16 protein-coding genes are annotated in these 19583 nt (G+C 39.4%); 3 read left to right on the top strand and 13 right to left on the bottom strand.

Features of this window, described 5'->3' with window-relative positions; translation table 11 throughout:
• Positions 1–8: 8 nt before the first annotated feature.
• The 3 genes from HGR01_RS19440 to HGR01_RS19430 form a co-directional block, all read right to left on the bottom strand.
• A complete protein-coding gene (locus tag HGR01_RS19440) occupies positions 9–665 on the bottom strand; it encodes a Uma2 family endonuclease (RefSeq protein ID WP_045873927.1) in 657 nt (218 codons plus the stop codon).
• Between the two features lie 105 nt (positions 666–770).
• Positions 771–4139 (bottom strand): PAS domain S-box protein, encoded by a 3369-nt coding sequence (locus tag HGR01_RS19435; RefSeq protein ID WP_045873926.1) that lies wholly within the window; start codon positions 4137–4139, stop codon positions 771–773.
• Positions 4140–4502: 363 nt separating this feature from the next.
• A complete protein-coding gene (locus HGR01_RS19430) occupies positions 4503–5975 on the bottom strand; it encodes an integrase (protein ID WP_045873925.1) in 1473 nt (490 codons plus the stop codon).
• 210 nt (positions 5976–6185) lie between these two features.
• Here HGR01_RS19430 and HGR01_RS19425 point away from each other — a divergent pair, with 210 nt between their 5' ends.
• On the top strand, positions 6186–6839 hold the full coding sequence (locus tag HGR01_RS19425; RefSeq protein ID WP_194007743.1) for a GerMN domain-containing protein: 654 nt from the start codon (positions 6186–6188) through the stop codon (positions 6837–6839).
• Positions 6840–6903: 64 nt separating this feature from the next.
• On the opposite strand, the gene HGR01_RS19420 is transcribed toward HGR01_RS19425, so the two are convergent.
• Both HGR01_RS19420 and HGR01_RS19415 read right to left on the bottom strand, forming a co-directional pair.
• Entirely contained in the window at positions 6904–7182 is a 279-nt protein-coding gene (locus HGR01_RS19420; RefSeq protein ID WP_045873923.1) for a CopG family transcriptional regulator, read from the bottom strand.
• Positions 7183–7365: 183 nt separating this feature from the next.
• Positions 7366–7989 (bottom strand): ParA family protein, encoded by a 624-nt coding sequence (locus tag HGR01_RS19415; RefSeq protein WP_045873922.1) that lies wholly within the window; start codon positions 7987–7989, stop codon positions 7366–7368.
• Between the two features lie 1168 nt (positions 7990–9157).
• Between HGR01_RS19415 and HGR01_RS19410 the strand changes: the two genes are divergently transcribed.
• Together HGR01_RS19410 and HGR01_RS19405 are read left to right on the top strand one after the other, a co-directional pair.
• Positions 9158–10822, top strand: a complete 1665-nt coding sequence (locus HGR01_RS19410) for an MBL fold metallo-hydrolase (RefSeq protein WP_045873920.1) — start codon at positions 9158–9160, stop codon at positions 10820–10822.
• Between the two features lie 3 nt (positions 10823–10825).
• Entirely contained in the window at positions 10826–11032 is a 207-nt protein-coding gene (locus HGR01_RS19405; RefSeq protein WP_155539598.1) for a hypothetical protein, read from the top strand.
• 17 nt (positions 11033–11049) lie between these two features.
• Here the strand turns inward: HGR01_RS19405 and HGR01_RS19400 are convergent, their stop codons facing one another.
• The 8 genes from HGR01_RS19400 to HGR01_RS19365 all read right to left on the bottom strand — a co-directional run bounded on the left by HGR01_RS19400 (position 11050) and on the right by HGR01_RS19365 (position 19273).
• On the bottom strand, positions 11050–11361 hold the full coding sequence (locus HGR01_RS19400; RefSeq protein ID WP_045873919.1) for a DUF6679 family protein: 312 nt from the start codon (positions 11359–11361) through the stop codon (positions 11050–11052).
• A 540-nt stretch (positions 11362–11901) separates the two neighbouring features.
• Positions 11902–12117 carry a hypothetical protein gene (locus tag HGR01_RS19395; RefSeq protein ID WP_045873918.1) on the bottom strand — a complete coding sequence of 72 codons (216 nt, stop codon included), beginning with the start codon at positions 12115–12117 and terminating at the stop codon, positions 11902–11904.
• A 314-nt stretch (positions 12118–12431) separates the two neighbouring features.
• Positions 12432–13223 carry a Nif3-like dinuclear metal center hexameric protein gene (locus HGR01_RS19390; protein ID WP_045873917.1) on the bottom strand — a complete coding sequence of 264 codons (792 nt, stop codon included), beginning with the start codon at positions 13221–13223 and terminating at the stop codon, positions 12432–12434.
• Positions 13224–13730: 507 nt separating this feature from the next.
• The gene (locus tag HGR01_RS19385; protein WP_168161039.1) at positions 13731–13877 is read right to left on the bottom strand and encodes a hypothetical protein; all 147 of its coding nucleotides are present in this window, start codon (positions 13875–13877) and stop codon (positions 13731–13733) included.
• Positions 13878–14366: 489 nt separating this feature from the next.
• Positions 14367–15317, bottom strand: coding sequence for a diguanylate cyclase domain-containing protein (locus HGR01_RS19380; RefSeq protein ID WP_045873916.1), 951 nt, complete (start codon positions 15315–15317; stop codon positions 14367–14369).
• A gap of 64 nt (positions 15318–15381) precedes the next feature.
• Positions 15382–17619, bottom strand: a complete 2238-nt coding sequence (locus HGR01_RS19375) for a TOMM precursor leader peptide-binding protein (RefSeq protein ID WP_045873915.1) — start codon at positions 17617–17619, stop codon at positions 15382–15384.
• A 411-nt stretch (positions 17620–18030) separates the two neighbouring features.
• Positions 18031–18552, bottom strand: a complete 522-nt coding sequence (locus tag HGR01_RS19370) for a tail fiber domain-containing protein (RefSeq protein ID WP_052335404.1) — start codon at positions 18550–18552, stop codon at positions 18031–18033.
• Positions 18553–18733: 181 nt separating this feature from the next.
• The gene (locus tag HGR01_RS19365) at positions 18734–19273 is read right to left on the bottom strand and encodes a tail fiber domain-containing protein (RefSeq protein WP_052335403.1); all 540 of its coding nucleotides are present in this window, start codon (positions 19271–19273) and stop codon (positions 18734–18736) included.
• Positions 19274–19583: the final 310 nt, after the last annotated feature.

Below are 19583 nucleotides of genomic sequence, written 5' to 3'. Positions count from 1 at the left end.
GTGGGAATTTATCGGGCGTACATTAGGGAGTTTTGCTCTCTTACCCAAGCTCGAAAAGCCTTCATAGTAGCGTTTCTCCCTTCAACTTTACTCCGCATTAAGTACTCAGGAATAATTTGAGCAATCGCTAAATTGGGAAAAACATTACTAGTAGTAGAAGCTACATATTTACCATTAATCATCACATTAATTTCTAGGCGATTACCATTCCAGCGCCATAATTCCGGCACACCCAATACCTCATAATTATTAAACCGAGTGCGAGAAGTAATATCAATTTCAATTGCTAAATCTGGTAGTGGATCAACTGTTAAATCAATTCTATCTTTACCGCGTACAGCCGCTTCATTTTGAATGTAGAAACAATCATCAGGTTCTACTCCAGTATCCATTTTTTCTTGATCAAAAGTGGTAGAACCCAAACTCCAAAATTCTATATCAAGTTCTTCTAGTAGAGCCTTTACTAAGTCCCCAATAATAACTTTCGCTACCTCATGCTCTGGTAATGGAGCCATGATTTCTAACATTCCTTGACTGTATGATATACGAGAATTGCGGTTCTCACCCAATTCCGCCAAAATATTTTTGTATACTGACCAAGATATATTTTTAATCAACAACTGATGACCGACAGGTACAACTAGCTGGTTGAGTTGAAGTAACATAACTACCCTCGTTTCTAGATTTCACCTAACTAGTACCAACTTCATCATATTTCATTTTCAACCTGCCGGAGGCTAACGCACCTGTAACTTTGTGAGGATACTTAATTACGTTGGCATTTCTGGTTGCGTAATCGGAATTTCAATCACAAATTCTGCGCCCTTTCCTGGTACGGAATTACAATATAATTTACCACCATGTCTATCTACTACAATTTGGTAACTAATAGATAATCCTAATCCGGTTCCCTTACCCACATCTTTAGTAGTAAAGAAAGGGTCAAATAATTTAGAAACTATTCCTGGGGGAATTCCCTTACCATTATCTGCAATGTGAATAGCTACAAGATTACTATTAACAGCTTCTGTCCGAATGCGAATGTGGGGACTTGTTTTTTCTTCGCCATTACTGGACAGGGAATCTTCTAAAGCGTCAATTGCATTACTCATAATATTCATAAATACCTGATTGAGTTGTCCAGGATAGCAATCGACTAAGGGTAATTTGCCATATTCTTTAATTACTGCAATTTCAGAATTATCTGCTTTCGCTTTCAAGCGATGGTGCAGAATCATCAGAGTACTATCCAAACCTTCATGGACATTCACCAGCTTAAATTCTGCTTCATCTAAGCGTGAAAAATTCCGTAAAGATAGTACAATCTCCCGGATACGTTGGGTTCCTATCCGCATAGATTGGAGCAACTTAATTAAATCTTCCTTGAGGAAATCAAGCTCCATATCATCAATTTCTGCTTGAATTTCTGCGGCTGGCTCAGGGTAATATTGTTCATATAATTCCAGCAAATGTAATAAATCTTCAACATATTCACTAGCAGGAATGAGATTACCATGAATGAAATTTACCGGATTATTAATCTCATGGGCGACACCAGCAACCATATTCCCCACAGATGACATTTTCTCGCTGTGAATGAGTTGCGCTTGGGTGCGTTGGAGTTCGCGCAGAGTGTTTTCTAAGTTTTGTGCTTGTGCTTGTAATTGAATTTCGGTTTGTTTGCGTTCAGTAATATCAGTTGATACACCCAAAATTTGCTTGATATCTCCCTGTTCATTGCGGTTAAATGGTGTTTCTCGACAGTAAAGCCAGCACCATTCACCATTTACACGTCTAACACGAAATTCAATCTCCACAATATCACCATCTTTGCTGGTAAGAAATTGCTGATGGTGAAGGCTGACTCTTTCTCGATCATCTGGATGCATAATCACCGGAAGCAGATTATCTCCCAGTTGTTGAATTTCTGTATTAGAGTAACCCAGAAGCGTTTCAAGTTCTTGATTGGCGTAAATATTGCGCTGTTCTTCTAAATCGAAAATGTAGAGAATATTAGGCGAAGAATCTGCTATACGTTGAATGAAGTGTTGACTAGCTTGCAGCGCTTCTTCGGCTTGTTTACGCTCAGTAATATCCCAAGTTGTACCGACAATTTGATAAATTCTTCCTTCGTTATTTATCAGAGGATTGAGTGTGGTAAACCACCATTTCTCTTGTTCATCGAAAGTTAAGCACTCTTCATAAGTAGTTTCTTTACCAGCATCTATACAGCTTTGATAACGCTGACGCACTAATGTGCCTTCAATCGTTCCCAGCAATTCTTCGGGAGTTTTGCCAATAATTTTGGCATGATTTATTCCTATGCTTTTTTCTGCTGATGAATTACAACCAGCAAAACGAAATTCACCATTTTCTAAAACATTAACTACAAATATAACTTGAGGAACACCATCATAAATACTCCGTAAAAACTGCTCTTGCTCTTGTAATTTAGTTTCTGCCTCTTTGCGTTTGCTAGCATCACGCGTAATGGTAGCAAAGCACATAGGCTCTGCAGTTTCAGGATTTTTAATCACAAACATATTGTAATCAACAGAAATAGCTTTTTCTGTTTGGAAATGTCGAAAATGCAATTCACCTTGCCACATTCCTTGTTTTATAACTATCGGTAAAACCTCCTGGAGTAAGTATTGTCTATCATCGGGAAATATATAGTCAATAATGTTAGAATTTTTGACAAACTCCAAACTTTCAATGCCTACAATATTTCGTCCGGCTTCATTCAAAAATAATGCTTTACCTTCCAAAGATGCAAAACCAATAAAGTCGCTACTATTTTCAATCAACGAAACAAAAATTTGCCGTTCTTGTTCAGCTTGTTTGTGTTCTGTGATCTCTGTTGTCGTGACAACTAGTTGAGTAATTTGTGAGTTGTTATCAAACAGGGGCGTGATATTTAATAACCACCAATTTTCTTGGTTATTATGCCAGAAAGATTCCTCAAAAAATATACTCTTGCGTAACTTAATGCACTCTTGATAACGCTGGCGATAGTAATATGCCATATCAGCAGGTAATGCAGCTGCCATTGTTCGCCCTACAAAAGATTCTAACGGCATGGGGCTGAGTTGGAGGATAGCAGGATTGAATTTTACATAACGAAACTCTGCACCATCATCTAAAACATCTAAGACAAAGATGCCATAATCTACACCTTCCCAGATGCTTTGCAAAAATTGTGCCTGTGATTGCAGTTTTTGCTGGGTTTTTTGGTTATCGCTAATATCAAATAAGCAACCATACCAAATCACCTCACCATCTCTTTGAAGTTCTGGATGAGAGAAAGCCTTAATCCATTTCTTTTTACCAGTAAGGGTCATCATCCGCCACTCGCAGTCAAAGTCTTGCAGAGTTTGGGCAGATTCAGCAATTGCTTGTTGTACTTTTACAACATCATCAGGATAAATTAGGCTAAATGCGAAGGATGCGTCTTCTTTAATTTCTTCTGGTTCTAGTTCGAGAATATCTCGACATCGTGAAGATGCGTAGGGAAAATACCCTGTACCATCGGGTTGAAGGCAAAATTCATAAAGCATCCCTGGTACATTATCTGCCAGTCGTTGCAACCTAGCTTCACTATGACGCAACTCTGCTGTGCGTTCCTCAACTCTGGCTTCTAATTCTTCATTAAGTCGTTTCAGTTCTGCTTCTGTCTGTTTGCGAGTGGTAATCACTTCGGTAAACATAATAATGCCACCCACTGCACCAGATTCTTCATGCCAAGGATGTATCTCCCACTTCACCCATTCAGTAGTACCATTGGCACGAATGAAGATATCTTCTTCAGATTTCTCAATAGCACCTGCTAAACAGCGTTGGTGAATTTCTCGCCAATTCTGGGAAATTTCTGGAAAAACTTCATAATGAGAACGCCCAATAATCTCTTCATCGCCTAAGCTATAATCCTCTCGCCAACGCCGACTAACTAACAAGTAGCGCATCTCAAGGTCAAAAACAGCGATCGCAGCTGGAGTGTATTCTATAAATAACTGCATCTGCTGGCGAGATTTTAGCGAACTGAAGCAGTGATTAGACCCCACTCTCTGACGCAGTTCTGTCAGTTCCTGTTGTAGAGATTCATAAGTATTTTTATCTACAGTAATCAGATTGCAAGTCATAGATTTGTCACTTGCTAGCTAGGAAGATGAAGTTAACATTAGTACTTAGTCTTCCCAATTCCACGCAGTAAACAACATTATGACTGGGAAATGGGCATAGGGCATTGGGCATAGGGCATTGGGCATAGATAATGGGAGATGAGGGAGAAATAACAAACACCCAATGACTAATGACTAATGACTAATGACTAATGACTAATGACTAATGACTAATGACTAATGACTAATGACTAATGACTAATGACTAATGACTAATGACTAATGACTAATGACTAATGACTAATGACTAATGACTAATGACTAATGACTAATGACTAATGACTAATGACTAATGACTAATGACTAATGACTAATGACTAATGACTAATTACCCATTACCTCACCCAACTGATGTTGAATAAGCAACGCTTTCAGCGTCGCATTCTCAGCCTTAATCGCCTGATTTTCTGCTTCCAATTCTGCAATTCTAGCCTTTAAAGCTTCCTTACTTGTACCTTGGCGATGAATGACAACTTCACGATAAATCTCTAAATTAGCATCCTCATTCATCCATCTTTGATATGTTTTAGTATGCTCTTGTACTGTATGCCCCATGTAATCAGACATCGTTTTAATGGGGACTTGCAACCGATGTCCACGGATAGCATAAGCGTGACGTAATTCGTATGGTCTAAACCCAATATTTGTCGCTCTAAATCTGATGTAAAGCTTTGCTGTTTTATTACTGAGCTTACCTTCATTGTAAGGAAACTTGACATTTTTTAAATCAAATAATTCTATCCAATGGGGATATAAAGGCGGAATTCCACAACTACGCTCACCAGTTTTAGTACCTTCTGTCAATCGCGGATTTAATGTTACTAAATGAAAAGTATTGTGAGGATGAGTAAACGCTTCTATATCAATGGCATATAATTCATGGGGTCTTAAACCGTAAGTTGCTAACATTCCGTAAGCCCATTGCCATTGTTCCGGTTTTGTAATATTCTCCTTAGTAGCGAATGCCGATAATGGCATCCCAATTTTATTAAATCCTTGAATAATTTCCTCATCTGTAGGTACTTTGCGAATACTAGGATAAGGCTTAGGTGTAGCATAAGCATCAATTGTTTTTAAGCCATTAATACCGCAAAATTCGCAAAATTTCTTCAATTGCCATGCTAAGAAAAACCGCCCAGATGTATTAGGTTTGGTTTTTTCCAATGCTTTTTCTAAAGCTGATGAAGACATTGGCTCATCTGGGGGTAGCTTTTTTAGATGTCTAATATAATGAGTTTCCCAAGTGCGGATTCCTTGGCGATTTTTCTCATGGGTTTTCCAAAACTCCCGCTCATACTCTTGAATCAATTCACTGATGAGTTTGGCAGAATCTTCTGGTGCTGGTAACGCAATTTTTTGTGCTTGCTTCCCAAGTAATTCTGGTGTCCACTGGAATTGTTTGGTAATTAGTGATAAATCTAATTCTCGGGCTTTAACTACTGCCGTTTTTACACCAATATCATTAGCAGCAAAACCAAACGAAATGGTATACTGCTTACTTGGACTACCATTTTTTCCTACATCCCCAGGCCTACAGGGAAAAGTCCCTTGTAAACCGATAGTTTTAGCACTAGTAAGCTTAAGTTTAACCTTCACCTTATCCAAACTTAATGCCAAGTTAGCTTGCCCAACCGCGTGTTTTATCCTGAGATATTCACGCTCCATCTTCACATTTTCGTCAGATGGTGAATGTTTGGCTTTCCATTGCTTCCACTTGGCTGGTTCCCAAGTATCAATTGCAATCCCATCGTACTCAGCATTACGGATATCGTATGTACTGGCTTCATTGTTAGACATAAGCTTTTCTGGCATCGAGGAAAGTACTGACAATTTAAGGCAGAATTGGGGGAATGGTTTTAAATATCAGCAATTTTACTAGCAAAATTAAGCTTGGATAAATCTAATTCAAATCTCGCTAATTTATACGGAACTGAAAACAATAACACTGAAGTTAATAACAACAACCTCACAACTTCAAAGCAACAACTTTAAAGGGTGTATAACATGATGAGCATAACTAAAAGATATGTTTTACCATTATTTGCTGTGGCGATCGCAACCAGCATCAGCAGTTGTAGTTCTAATCCTAGCTCTACTCAGGATACCGCTAGCGAGTCGCCAGCGCCCACTGTAACATCAAACATTGAATCAGTACCCTCCCCCAGTCAAACACCCAGCATGGCTCAACTGAGGGCTAAATCTGACAATATTGGCGTACCTTCGCCCAAAGCAACCACCGAAAGCACACCTGCTACAACTACGACTGAGACACCATCCGCAAAAGCCTCTCCTACAGAGCAAGCTGCTACAGGTAAAACTACCAATGTCACCCTATACACAAGTGACACGCAATGCCAACAACTAATTCCCCAAAAAGTAGCAGTACCAGCAGATGAGCCTGTAGAAGGTGCGGTGAGTAAGATTTTAGAGCAAAGAGATACAGGAGACTTTAACTTATCTAGTTACCGCGTTAACCTCAAAAATGGCGTTGCTACCGTTGATTTGCGAGTAGCGCCCAACTCTAAACGGCAAATAGCCTCTCTTTCTAGTTGTGAACAGTTTGCCATGTTTGGTAGCCTTCGTAAAACCCTCACCAGCAATCCTCAATGGAAGATTAAAGAAGTACGCTTCACCGAACGAGGCGAGGAAATTGTGCTTTAGTTTTGGTGTTTGGTGTTTGTACGAATTACCAATTACCAATTACCAATTACCCATTACCCAATCCCTAATCCCCAGTCCCCAATCCCCCATTAGATAAAAGCCATTGCTCAACCAACTCTGTCATAATGTCGCTCATCTGTCGTTCCTGAAAAGCGGCTGCTGCTTTCAATTTTCGATGCAGCTGCTTAGGCAGATAGATAGTTGTGCGAATATATTCAGGGTCGGTACTTTTGCTTAAAGAAGTTGGCTTATCTTCTATTAGCTGTGGGTTGTCTCGTTGTTGACGGCTGCGCGCAGCATCAATTAGTTCATCAAAACGGCTATTTTTCTTCTTATTCAAAATTAATTTCTCCTTATTTAGTTAATAGTCAAAAAGTTAAAAGCCACAGAGACATGATTAATCGCGTCTGTACTCAAAAGTCAAAAGTTTTAATCTGATGAATCCAACTTTCTTTAAAGCTATGAAGGAAAATCTTGACAGCAGAGTGAGAATTAGATGATTGTGAAAAAATAGTATAACTACAAATTATTTTGACCCTTGACCCTTGACTGTTATTAAATTTTCCAATATTTCTTTTCCAGCCTCAGCGTAACACCGCCAAGCAATTTGAGCATAGGAATCTTTCACGGCATTCACTGGTACTCCTTCTAAAGCTGCACGTTGGAATACAGCTAGGCGACGAATACCAGATTTGAATACAGGTAACCCAGCGTTTAACAACGCTGTTCGTGCTTCTTCTCCCGCCTTATTGGGATTTGGAGGAATCAGCGTCAACAAAATGCGATAATTAGTTTTGTATTGCTTGATAGACTCCACCATTTGCATTGTTGCAGCTAAAGCGATCGCATCAGGAGTAGTAGGAATAACTAGCAAATCGCATCCCTGAGCAATAGTTTTCAACTCATCTGGGTCTGGTCTGGCTGGAGTATCAATCACAATATGTTCATAGAGTTTAGCCAAGTGTATCCCCCGCTGTTCATCAGCAACTTTGAATGGTAAACAACCTCGGTTAGACCAATCCAAAGCACTGCGGTTGAGGTCGCCATCTACAAGCAGTGTATCAGCTAGGTTCTGAAGATATGTAGCTAGGTGTAGTGCTGTGGTTGATTTGCCTACACCTCCCTTAAACGCCGCTACCGTAATAATCATTTTGGTTTAATCAGCAAATAGTTCTCAGAATTCTACTGCATATTCAAACATCTGGACATTTTGCATCTAGATGTTTAGATGCAATTTAAATGTTTAAACATTTAAGTGTTTGTATGTTTTATATAAATAAAGTCGATATACTAAATATAAGGTTACTTATATTTTAAATACAAAATATATTAAGTAAGATATAGAGTAAAATGTATAAATATTTTTAAGTACAACAAATTGCCAGAAAGAAGCATTATGCTTCACGCTGAATGAGCGAGATATTTGGTTCAACAGCTATAGGACTTTTATTTGATGGTTGAAGAAAGTCCGTAGACTTGATGTCTTCTTCCCTGTTTTTTTATCAGAGTGCCTATATAGGTAAATTAAATAAAAGAATGAATACAAATAGATATTGCAAATAAAACATTAGTAATACATTACTAAGTTAGTAAAAAGACAAAAATATATTAAGAAAAGTTAATTAAGCTAAAACTCTCTTTTTTCCTGCCTCCCGCCTTATCTTGATGATAAATATTTACGAAGACCTACTTTTAAGATGTACTCAAATGGTTAAATAGCAAACTTTTATTAACCCAGGTTGATGTACACAGTAATGCTAAGAATGGTATACAGATAGATAGACAGGTGAGACGAAAGAGTCTACAATCTGACTTATTGCGGTAGATTTACCTATTAGCTAATCAACCTAAGCATAGTAAAGATTTTCTAGTGTTTCCGCATTGATGCAGAAGCACCCTATTAATATGATGGAAGTCTTTAGTAAAGAGTAGCAAACCAATGGACGTAAAGCTGATTTTGGTGGGATTAACAGTCATATTTACAGTTTTGTGCTTGTTTTTCGGCACAAAAAATGGCTTTTATGATTCCGACAATTATCATGGCAATGGCTCTGCACATTGAAAGAGCTTTAGAGCATCGGAAAGGAACATAGACAAGAGGAAAACTCCCCTAGCCCATAATTTGAGGGCTTCTCAGTACCCAACTTTTCCGAACCAGTGCGGGTTCGGCGGAGGTGTCCTCCCCCATCAAAAATCCGCAATTTCAGGGTGAAGGGGTGCAAAATGAGACTTACCCCGAAGTCAAAAAACAAGCAAACCCCGTAATTTTTGGCTTTTGGGATATGTCCATAACAATGAGGCTAGAGGGGAGGAGAATTATGAGGGATAATCTTTCGTCCTCTCGGATTGATGCTGGGGAGGAAACTACCGAATTAGAATGTTTGCCTTATAGCGTCCAGCATAATGATGAGGGCGTGTGTTTAGTGGTACGAATGGGGCCGTACCGCATCTTGCTGGATTGTGGGTTGGGAGATATTTCATTGCTGGTGAAGGGGTTGAAAAATTCAGCGCGCCAACGGCATTTACCCCTACCAGCAGACTTAGTTTTAATCAGTCATGCTCACCCCGATCATGCTAGAGGCTTACTGCAACTGCATCAGGCTTTTCCAAATTTACCTATATACGCCAGCGAAGTAACCAGCAAGTTACTATCATTAAACTGGTTAAACCAAGATTTGAAGTCAATTCCCCAGTTTTGTCAGGCGTTACCATTGCGATCGCCTGTGGAATTTAAAGAGGGCCTCGTCGCAGAATTATTTCCCGCCGGACATTTACCTGGGGCGGTAGCAATTCTACTTACCTATACCAGCCAACGACGCACCTACAGACTGCTTTATACAGGCGACTTTTTCTTGTCTAACTCGCGGTTGGTGGAAGGATTGCGGTTAGAAGAATTGCGAGGATTAGACTTAGATGCTCTGATTATTGAAGCTACCTATGGCACCTCCCGCCATCCCCACCGCCGCAACCAAGAAAATCAGCTAGCAGAACGCATTCATCGCGCGATCGCAGAACGTTGTTCTGTGCTGCTTCCCACACCCGCATTAGGTTTGGGACAAGAACTATTAATGTTATTACGCAGCCATCACCACTTTACAGGTAGAGATTTAGATATTTGGGTTGACGGTGCTGTCGCCACAGGCTGCGATGCTTATCTCGAACTTTTACCCCACCTCCCCGCCTCAGTCCAAAACTTCGCCCGCCATCAACCCCTATTTTGGGATGAAAGAGTACGCCCCCGCGTGCGGCGTTTGCAAGCAGAACATCGCCCTAATATTGGCAAATCTCCCTGTATTGTCCTCACAGATTCCACAGCAGATTTCAGCCAATATTGCCAAGCCGACACAGGCCCCTGGTTAATTTTGCTGCCAGAAAAAATAGATATCAAAACTAAAAAACAATATCCTGCGCCTACCACTATTGAAAGCTATCTCCTCGCCCAGCATAGTGATGGGCCAGGTACTACCCAGCTAATTCATAATTTAAGACCGCAACATGTAATTTTTGTTCACGGTTCCCCCGCATACCTAGCAGATTTAACAGGCTTAGAAGAGTTACAGAACCGCTACCACCTACATTCTCCAGCAGCAGGTGTTTTAGTAGAACTGCCCATAGGCGACACCTTTTTACAACCAGCCGCCCCAGAAACTAATTATGAAGGTGAACTGACAGAATTAGGGACTGGTATCACCATCACCCTACCAGAAACGATTACCACAGACCCCCGTTGGCGACAATTTGCCGACACAGGCTTAATTGAAGCCCGTTGGCAAGGGGAAGAAATCGTATTGAGAGGTTTACCTCAAAGAGAACTACTCAATCAAAATAGCGATCGCTTTACCTGGACAGACATAGAATGCTGCGGAACCTGTCGGTATCAAAGGGGACAACGCTGCTGGAATCCCAATTCCCCCTTGTATAACTTCAAGGTAACCCTAGAAGGTTACTGTCCCGCCTATGAAGCGTTGAATGAGGATGAATAGGGATTGGGGATTGGGGATTGGGGATTGGGGATTGGGGATGAGGGAGATAAGGGAGATAAGGGAAGAAGAACAATTACCCATTACCCATTACCCATTACCCATTACCCATTACCCATTACCCATTACCCATTACCCATTACCCATTACCCATTACCCAATGCCCAAATAAGCCAAAAGTCCAGAGCGGAAACATTGGCTCTGGACTTTTAACTCTCGACTATTTTGATTTATTCAGCATTTGAATCTGGGTAGTGGTTACGAATACGTTCAGCTTCAGGACAGTCTTCGGTTAGCAAAGGTTCTACATTGCCGCGTGGTACTGAGGCTAACTTTTGGGTGACAGCACCAATACTTTCGAGTCGAACCATCTCTTCCCAAGAACAAACTTCATCCTCTTCATCTGTTTCATAGCGTAGGGTCACTAAATCACCCTCTATATCAATGATGCGGGCACGCTCGATCCAGCGTTGCTGATCCCGCAAGAATACACATACCTCCCGCCCATCGCAACACAACTGATAAATCTTGCGGTGTAGCATGTACTGCTTCTGCCTTTTTAAACAACGTAGTTAAACCTTTCAAAATCTGGGTGTGCCCCCAGTGCATAATACCCGAAAGAGCTAGTTTGACGGTTTCGCTTTTCTACCTGTGTTAACCCCAAGCAAAGGAAATTTTGGGTAATCAACTAGTAGTGACTGCGCTGGTGAAACTAAAACTCTATCAGGGGGATTTAGCAAATGTATTCTTCATAGAAGTCATACAATTCGGGATTTATCCTCACTAGGTTAATCCTTGCTGATGAGTTCTTTCTACCATTATGTAATAATAGATACTCCGAAACAAACATCGATTGCGGTTGTTTGAGTTGCCTACTTGTAGTCATTGGCATTGCTGGGAAGTCCGGGAACTCGGCTGTACTTTTACCCCTATGTATTTGATCTTAACTCATTCTCTTGCTGACCTGAACGGTTTTAGACAACAACAGCCCAAGAGTTTTTGAGTTTAGGGCTTTTTGACTGAGGTGACGTGTCCCGCTTTGGAGCAACTATGCAACGCCAAAGTCAACTGTTGCAAGAGTATCAGCAAGATTCATTCCCTAAGGGAATTTCTATGAGTAATTTTGAGGATGCTTCTCGTTTAACTCTACCCCCACGAACTGCATCATATAAAGCGGCAAGGGCTACCAAATCATCTGACTGATAAGACTTTGTCGCTAGCACTTGATGGAGTAGACCTTCAGATTCAACACTAAGGTATCCAGTTTGGAAAGCAGATTCAACAAGTGTGCGAATCATAATAATTAGGTCATATTATGCAATTTGTTACCTCCAGTATGGAATATTTGCTGATTTTAATAATTGATGTCTGACAGCAGGTATTGTGATTATAATTACATAAATATGTGATCTCCGTCATCGAGAATCTGCATCTTGTCCGATTCTGGAACAGTCGATTTTATGAATAAAAGTACGGATTAGAATACATACTTCTGTTTTACTCAACTAGCAACCGGACAAAAACTTATGATAGTTAAATATACATGATTTTTCAGTATTTGCCACATGACAGCTAACAAGCTTAATTATATTAAGGAATAATAATATACATATTATTCAGGGAAAAATTCGCGGAAATCCTCATCTTGTTGGCTTAACTCTACCCAATCGAGATTCAAAGACCGTAATTTCTGGGTCAAGCGATCGCAAGCTGGGCGTTCAGTCGCGTAATGTCCCGCATCAATTAAAATGAGGCCGCGATCGCGACTTTCTTGAAATTGATGAAATTTACAATCGGAAGTGAGATAAGCTTGGGCATGAGTTTTCACCACAGCCGAAATATAGCTAGCACCCGAACCACCCAGAACAGCCACACGGGAAATTTCTTGGTGTAAATCAGCAGTTGGGGAAACAATCAAGCTTTTGGGAGCAAGTTGGTGGTGGATTACCGTCAGTAATTTTTCTAAGGTCACGACAGGCTGAAGATTTCCCACCCGACCGTACCCTAAACCATTTTGCGTAGGTACTACAGGGGTTGAATCTTGGAGTTCGAGAATTTGAGCCAAAACATCAGCAGTCCCATCTTGTACTTGATCAAAATTCGTATGGGCGCTGTAAATGCCAATATTATGTAGAAAAGCTAATCGCACCATATCCGCGATCGCTTCTCCAATACGAAAAGACTTAGGCGGGCTAAAAATTAGGGGATGATGGGCAAAAATCAGATTAGCATTAGTGGCGATCGCTTCTTGCATCACCGCCAAAGTTGGCGTTAAACATACCAAAACCCTAGCAGGTTCTTGTAAAATTCCAGGTTCAACCTGCCAACCACAATTATCCCAACTTTCACACCAAGCCGGATTTGCCCATTCTTCAAACCAAGTAATTAAGTCAGCAATTCTCATTAAATCTCAGTAGCCACAAAGTGAGCTAATTATTTTATGCCCAATTAAGACACCATAAAACTGTGCCTTAAGTAATATTTAATGATTAATGAAAGGGAACAGGGAATAGGCAACGGGCAACTCTTAAAACTAAGCCACCCACAAGGGGGAGCCAGTCTCGTGGGCGGGTTTCCCACGCCAGTCCGCACAACGGGGGGAACCCCCGCAAGCGGCTGGCTCGACTTGAGAGAACTGGCGTTGGGGTTTCAACCAACAAGCGCGATACAAGGATTATTTCGCCCACAATTCCACTCGGCTTAAAACCAAGATCCGGGCTACTTTTTTCTTCTGTTCCCTGTTCCCTCTTGCCTGTTCCCGCCCCGTTGGCGTAGCCTCTCCGCAGGAGAAGGGGCTGGTTAACCCTGGGAAACTTCTATAAATCATAAAAAAAACCTCAGCTACCAAGCTGAGGTGATGGGGAGAAAACCAAATAACGATGAGAGATTCTGCTACCGATGTCAAAAAATCTTAGCTGATACCCAAAGCCACCAATATTAAGGTACTGACAAGCAATGTAGCGAATCCTGCTGTTAATGCGTAGCGGCGTTGTTTTTCTGGATCGTAGTCAGCATTGTATTTATTTAGAATGTTTTCTCCATTACTGTTGGTATACATAAAATTTTTTATAAATATTAACTTATGTAAATAAATTTAACTGGATTGTTACAATCAGTCAATAGTACATAACATCAAAAAAATTTATAGTAAATATAAATATTACTTATATAAAAAGGATATAGATACCGCATACATTAGATGCAGTATCTATTCCTTTTGCAGTAGATTATGCTCTCTTGAGATTCCAACTCAAAGACCATTTATGGTGATTTTCGGCAACTTTTTTTGACGGGTTTAAACCTGCAAGATGGTCTGAAAACTCTTGATATATTTAAGTTTTAGTGTTTTCCCTTCTTGTTTATGACCATAGAAGATAATCAAGAAATGCGTCTGATGTACTTGAACAAGCGATGCATTGTCCAGATGCAATTGGAAATCCATTTATTCACTTAATTTTGGGAATAGCTCAATTTGAGTTATGCCATCATAGTGAGGAGTTTTTTATCAGAACATCTTGATTGCCCAATGCGCTATGCCCCATTCCCATTAACTAATATGATAACGATTCTTCCCAAAGGCTTTTGCCTGATACATTGCCGCATCTGCCTTGCGTAGTAATTCTTCAGGTAATTTATCGTTTTTTGAGATTGTTGATATGCCAATGCTAACGGAGCAAGAGAGGTAATGACCGTTGACTAAAACAGGTTGTTTTAGGGATGTAATTACTTGATTAGCTATCCGAGCTGCATCACGAAAATCTTTGATATCTTCCAACAAAATTACAAATTCATCTCCACCCAGACGGGCGATAAAATCTCCCCATCGCAGTTTAGCTTTGAGCTTTTTGCTAATTTCAATTAAGAATTTATCTCCGGTATCATGACCAAAGTTATCATTAATTGCTTTAAATTCATCTAAGTCTAAAAATAATATCGAATAAAAATAGTTATCATAATGTTGCTGACAGGCGATCGCATAGTCTAATTGCTGCATAAAGTAAGCGCGATTGGGTAATCCTGTTAGCGGATCGTGCATCGCAATTCGGCGTAAATTTTCTTCCAGCGCTTTCCGCTCTGTGATATCACGAATAATATTTAGTAAATAAGTTTTTCCTTGCCATTCTAAAAGTTTTACCGATAATAAGCCTATACGTTTTTCACCATTTTTGAGACAGAATTCAATTTCCCAATTCTCAATGGTTTGTTGATTTGTGAGCTTTTTTTGAATTTTTGAGTATGTTGCTGTAGTAAATCCCATATCTAAGACTGTAATCGGGTAGCCAATCACATTCTCGCGACTGTAGCCTGTGACATTGAGAAATGACTGATTAATCTCTACACAATAACCTTGACTGCGTGTAGTGATGATTATTAAATCAGGAAAGTAATCGATAAATTTAAAATAATTATCTGATAATTTGTCAGACTTATAATTTTTTTTAGGCTTTTTATTATCTTGAATTATACCAGCTTTACAACTAGTATCAATAGATTCCATAGGTTAAATATATGCTAAAAAGCAATTCCTCATAATGTGTTTAATTTATAACAGCCACAAAAGTCTAAAGAAACATAGGAATTGGATTTAGTTGCTCTTCTGTTAATTTTGCTTTTAACCATCCCAGTTGGACGGGTACATCGTAAAGCCGACCAGGGGCAAACTGTGCCCAAAAATGGCGTAAACCAGGAACTACAACCTTAACCACAGCCATTCCAATATCTGGACGTGTTTGCTCGAGAACCAATACTTCTAATCCATGTTTAGCGGCTATATCAACACAAGTCAGCACATCTAATTGCAAATCTTGACTGTGGTAAACAGGATAGTCTCCGTAAATTTTAGGAATTACATTGGCATCAGGAGCAAGATAAACTTGGTTATTTAATGTTGCTGTTTGGCACCAACTTTGTATATCCTGACGAGTAAATTTGGCAGAAGAATTTGGATTTGCCCCATTAGAAAGAAATATCATTTGATTCATTTCAGTGACAGCACGTAATAGGGCAACTTTGGGATGAAAGTGAGTCCCAAAGCCAAAAAGAATATCTTCTGGTTGGTGATTGATCCGGCGAGAAATAGCAGCAAAGGTGGGAATATTTAAATCAGTAGTAAGGTCTAATACCCAAAAATCGCGTCCAATCAATTGATAGTAGCTTTTTAATTGATCTAGATAAGGCTCGTCAAAACTATTTAAATCAACAGCAGGTCTTTGTAAACGGTTATACCACCAAATTGCTACTGCATCTCGCTCTACCAACTCCATAAATCCTTGGAGAATAGCTTCTTCTTTGCAAGTACCCGCAGCCGTTCCATTAGTATCTGCATAACAAAAGCAAGCATCTGCCGCTAAAGGATAGCCATAATAACAATATGCTGTGGGTAGATATTTGAATTGCTGATTGTTGAGTGACCAAATCGGAGTCCATTCAATTTCTTGATTCTCATCAAATGGCACAGGTACCCATTGAATAATCTCATGGTGCTGATTCCAGGTTTGGCGATCGCAATATTGATTTGCGCTATAGTGCATAAAATTGTAGGGATGAATAGCCTGTTCACCAAGATTGCTGTAAGCAGCTTTAACCCTGGGTTCTTCTCCCGTATAGGTTCCACAGTAACGCTCAATTGCTTCCCCTACAGCACTCATTTTCGCCTGGGCGGCTGTTGTTCCTTTACCAAAGCTTTTCAGGCGTGCTGTCTGGCGTAAATCTTCTAATTGTCTACCTTCTCTAGGAAAACTATGCTCTACAACATAAGCGTGAATTAAATCGTTCTGGGAAAAAGGTTGAAATAAATTGCTGATAATTCCCGTAATCGGGCTAATATGATGTTCGTATTTTTGTAAGGCTTTTTCAGCCGCACAGCTGCGATACCCGCCGTCATCACTCAATGGCTGGCGATGATTTAGTACTAATGGTTGAGTTTGGTATTGACTTAGATAAGTCGGCTCACCACAACAATGACATTGCGGCCGACGAACTAAGGTATGGCGTTGCAAGTTAAGATGCAGCAAATCGAAAGTTAACAGAGTTCCTTCTAAAGGATGCGGTTTTAGGTTGCTTAACCATTTGGCTATTTCTGTAGCTGCAAGATTTAACCCAGTGTTGACAGTTGAAGGTAAAGCCGCACGGGAAATTGGAAACGAGTTGAGAGTTTTTTGTTGCGCTTGTAAAAAAGACTCAACCTCACGATTCATCCTAAGACGTTGTGCTAAACATTCCCAACATCCTGTATGTCCAGGTTTAAAGATGGGGCCAATCCAAATTACGCCACCGACTGGCTTGACTAGCAACCAAGAACGCTTTTCTTGTAAAGCTTCTCGGTTAAAACTTGCCAAGTCAGGCTGGAGATAATCATCTGTGACTACAACAGCAAACTTACCAAAATCCCCAATGGGAATATTGAGGGATTCCAAGATATTATGCAATGGTTCAGATGTGACATTACCAAATGTGGTAATGCTAACTTTCGATTCTTGGAAGTGTTGGCTAACAACGCTAGCATCTTGATTTAGCAGTTCCCAAAAAGCTGATGCTCCCTGTGGGATATGATTTGCATTGGTAATATATCCTTTACGTTCCAGCTGTTGTAGTGCATAGATAATCTCATCAGCCGTAGCTTTTCCTTGCAGCTGTTGAGTAATTTCAGCCACAGAGTAAAGCCCGTTGAGTAATGGTGCTAGTAGGCAATATAAACGCCCATTTAAAACAAAATGCCCTTTCTCACTTAATAGAAATACAGTTTTAGGAGGAGATATTTCCACATGGAAGTGTGCTTTAAACTTCGGCTGACTAAGCATAATTCTGGTAGTGAAATAATTCTTTAATTAAACTGGCTGTGGTAACTGTTTGTTGATGGCTCATAGACATAATGTTAAAAAAACCTGAATTTGATTAATATGTAAAAAAATCTTTGTTAATCTCTAATAATTAACATAACTTTTAAAAATAGTTGTAGTGTTTGTCTAAAAAAATCATTTTGGGCTTTATTTAAACTTAAATATTGACTAGGATATTACTGAATAAATGCCATCAATTTTGCAATTATTTCAGCAATTTCAGATAAATTATGTAGCAGAAAGGATAATTCAGAACAGTAAAGACACGGAATGGCTACCCTAGAAGTTATATCTTTCCTATCTCAAATTGAAGTAAAGAAGGATTATCTGTAGAATAGCCAAAAAAACATCATAAATATTTTCACAAACAATTTAAAATTGCTGTTGTTGTTTTAACTCAAGTAATTGTGTTTGCAATTCATTGATTTGAGATTCTTGCTTTTGCACTACATGGTAAAGTGCTTGAATCGCTGCCAAAGATACACCATGAGCATCAACAAAATTGATAGTGCGATCGCTCTCCCCAAGATTGAAAGTGGCTGCAAAGTCTTGAGCCATTGGGCCAATATGGCGAATTGTCTGGTCTTGGTCTTTGTATTGCCAAGTTGTAATCGGTAACTTAGCAATACCTTGAAGAATGGCGTAGATATCAACCTCTGCTATAGATTCTTTGAGATGGCGATCGCTTCTATAGCGGATAGAACCATTGGGGTCATACACAATATTTGGATTGTTTTGCAGCCCCAGAGCGTTGAGCGTACCATTGTTAGCAATAATTTCCTGACCAGCTGGATTAATATAGCCGCAACCTCCAACACAATCGGCTAAATCAGTATCAGTTAATTCGGCAATCAAACTATCCTGAATCAGTGATGCTTGATTTTTCCTATCCATGATTTATTAGCTCCTATCGATGAACGACTTGTTAAAAAAATATAATATTTTCTATTTTTTACTAATTTATTTTGACGAATATCAAACAAAGCTATAATGCTGGTTTAAAAGGCATGAAGCCTTTATTTAAAATCAAAAAAGTGCTGGTATATTACTGAGAAATACAAAAAAATCAATGGAACTACTGAATAATCTGTTGCTTTAACTCCAGTAACTGTGTTTGCAATTGATTAATTTGAGCATCTTGTTTTTGAATTACTTGGTAAAGTGCTTGAATGGCTGCTAAAGCTACACCATGAGCATCAACAACATTGATAGTGCGATCGCTCTCTCCAACATTGAAAGTAGCTGCAAAGTCTTGAGCCATCGGGCCAATATGGCGAATTGTCTCGTCTTGGTCTTTGTATTGCCAAGTGGTAATTGGTAAACTGGCAATACCCTGAAGAATGCTGTGGACATCAGCCTCAACTACAGCTTCTTTGACATTGCGATCGCTTATATAGCGCTTTGAGCCATTAGGATCGTAAGAGATGCCTAAAAAGGCGATTTTGATTTTGGTTTCTCCTAATATTGGCAGTTCATACAACGGCACTTGTGCAACTCGATAGTTGCTAGAAGTAATCTGAATATCACAGCCACCAACACAATCTGCTAATTGCTCATCACTTAAATCTTCAAGCAAAGATGCTGTTACGCTCAAATTTTCAGGGGTCACATCCATATTATTCATCACTCATGTATAAATTACATTTGGATCAACAGCTAACTGATGTATCTGTAAAGATACATCACAAAATTATTTACTAGGAGTCAAATATTTAGCTCATATAGTTGCTTATTCAGGCTAAATACTCTGACAATTAGTCAACTTATCTTGTAATTACATTGTTTGCTAAAATCGCCTCAATGTAAATTACATCCTAAAAAATTACTTTTAAAAAATATATAGTAATAGTACGCAAATTAGGGTTTAATTAATTCATCTAATTTTTAATAAAAATTACTTATAAAAAGTAATTAATCAAAGAAAT

Origin of the sequence: Tolypothrix sp. PCC 7712, from assembly GCF_025860405.1 — a bacterium.
Lineage (GTDB): Bacteria > Cyanobacteriota > Cyanobacteriia > Cyanobacteriales > Nostocaceae > Aulosira > Aulosira diplosiphon.
This window is presented reverse-complemented; position numbering and strand designations above follow the sequence as displayed.

Coding starts and splice junctions, on each gene's coding strand:
- HGR01_RS19440 (WP_045873927.1), bottom strand. CDS start 665: ATGTTACTTCAACTCAACCAGCTAGTTGTACCTGTCGGTCATCAGTTG.
- HGR01_RS19435 (WP_045873926.1), bottom strand. CDS start 4,139: ATGACTTGCAATCTGATTACTGTAGATAAAAATACTTATGAATCTCTA.
- HGR01_RS19430 (WP_045873925.1), bottom strand. CDS start 5,975: ATGTCTAACAATGAAGCCAGTACATACGATATCCGTAATGCTGAGTAC.
- HGR01_RS19425 (WP_194007743.1), top strand. CDS start 6,186: ATGAGCATAACTAAAAGATATGTTTTACCATTATTTGCTGTGGCGATC.
- HGR01_RS19415 (WP_045873922.1), bottom strand. CDS start 7,989: ATGATTATTACGGTAGCGGCGTTTAAGGGAGGTGTAGGCAAATCAACC.
- HGR01_RS19410 (WP_045873920.1), top strand. CDS start 9,158: ATGAGGGATAATCTTTCGTCCTCTCGGATTGATGCTGGGGAGGAAACT.
- HGR01_RS19400 (WP_045873919.1), bottom strand. CDS start 11,361: ATGCTACACCGCAAGATTTATCAGTTGTGTTGCGATGGGCGGGAGGTA.
- HGR01_RS19395 (WP_045873918.1), bottom strand. CDS start 12,117: ATGATTCGCACACTTGTTGAATCTGCTTTCCAAACTGGATACCTTAGT.
- HGR01_RS19390 (WP_045873917.1), bottom strand. CDS start 13,223: ATGAGAATTGCTGACTTAATTACTTGGTTTGAAGAATGGGCAAATCCG.
- HGR01_RS19385 (WP_168161039.1), bottom strand. CDS start 13,877: ATGTATACCAACAGTAATGGAGAAAACATTCTAAATAAATACAATGCT.
- HGR01_RS19380 (WP_045873916.1), bottom strand. CDS start 15,317: ATGGAATCTATTGATACTAGTTGTAAAGCTGGTATAATTCAAGATAAT.
- HGR01_RS19375 (WP_045873915.1), bottom strand. CDS start 17,619: ATGCTTAGTCAGCCGAAGTTTAAAGCACACTTCCATGTGGAAATATCT.
- HGR01_RS19370 (WP_052335404.1), bottom strand. CDS start 18,552: ATGGATAGGAAAAATCAAGCATCACTGATTCAGGATAGTTTGATTGCC.
- HGR01_RS19365 (WP_052335403.1), bottom strand. CDS start 19,273: ATGGATGTGACCCCTGAAAATTTGAGCGTAACAGCATCTTTGCTTGAA.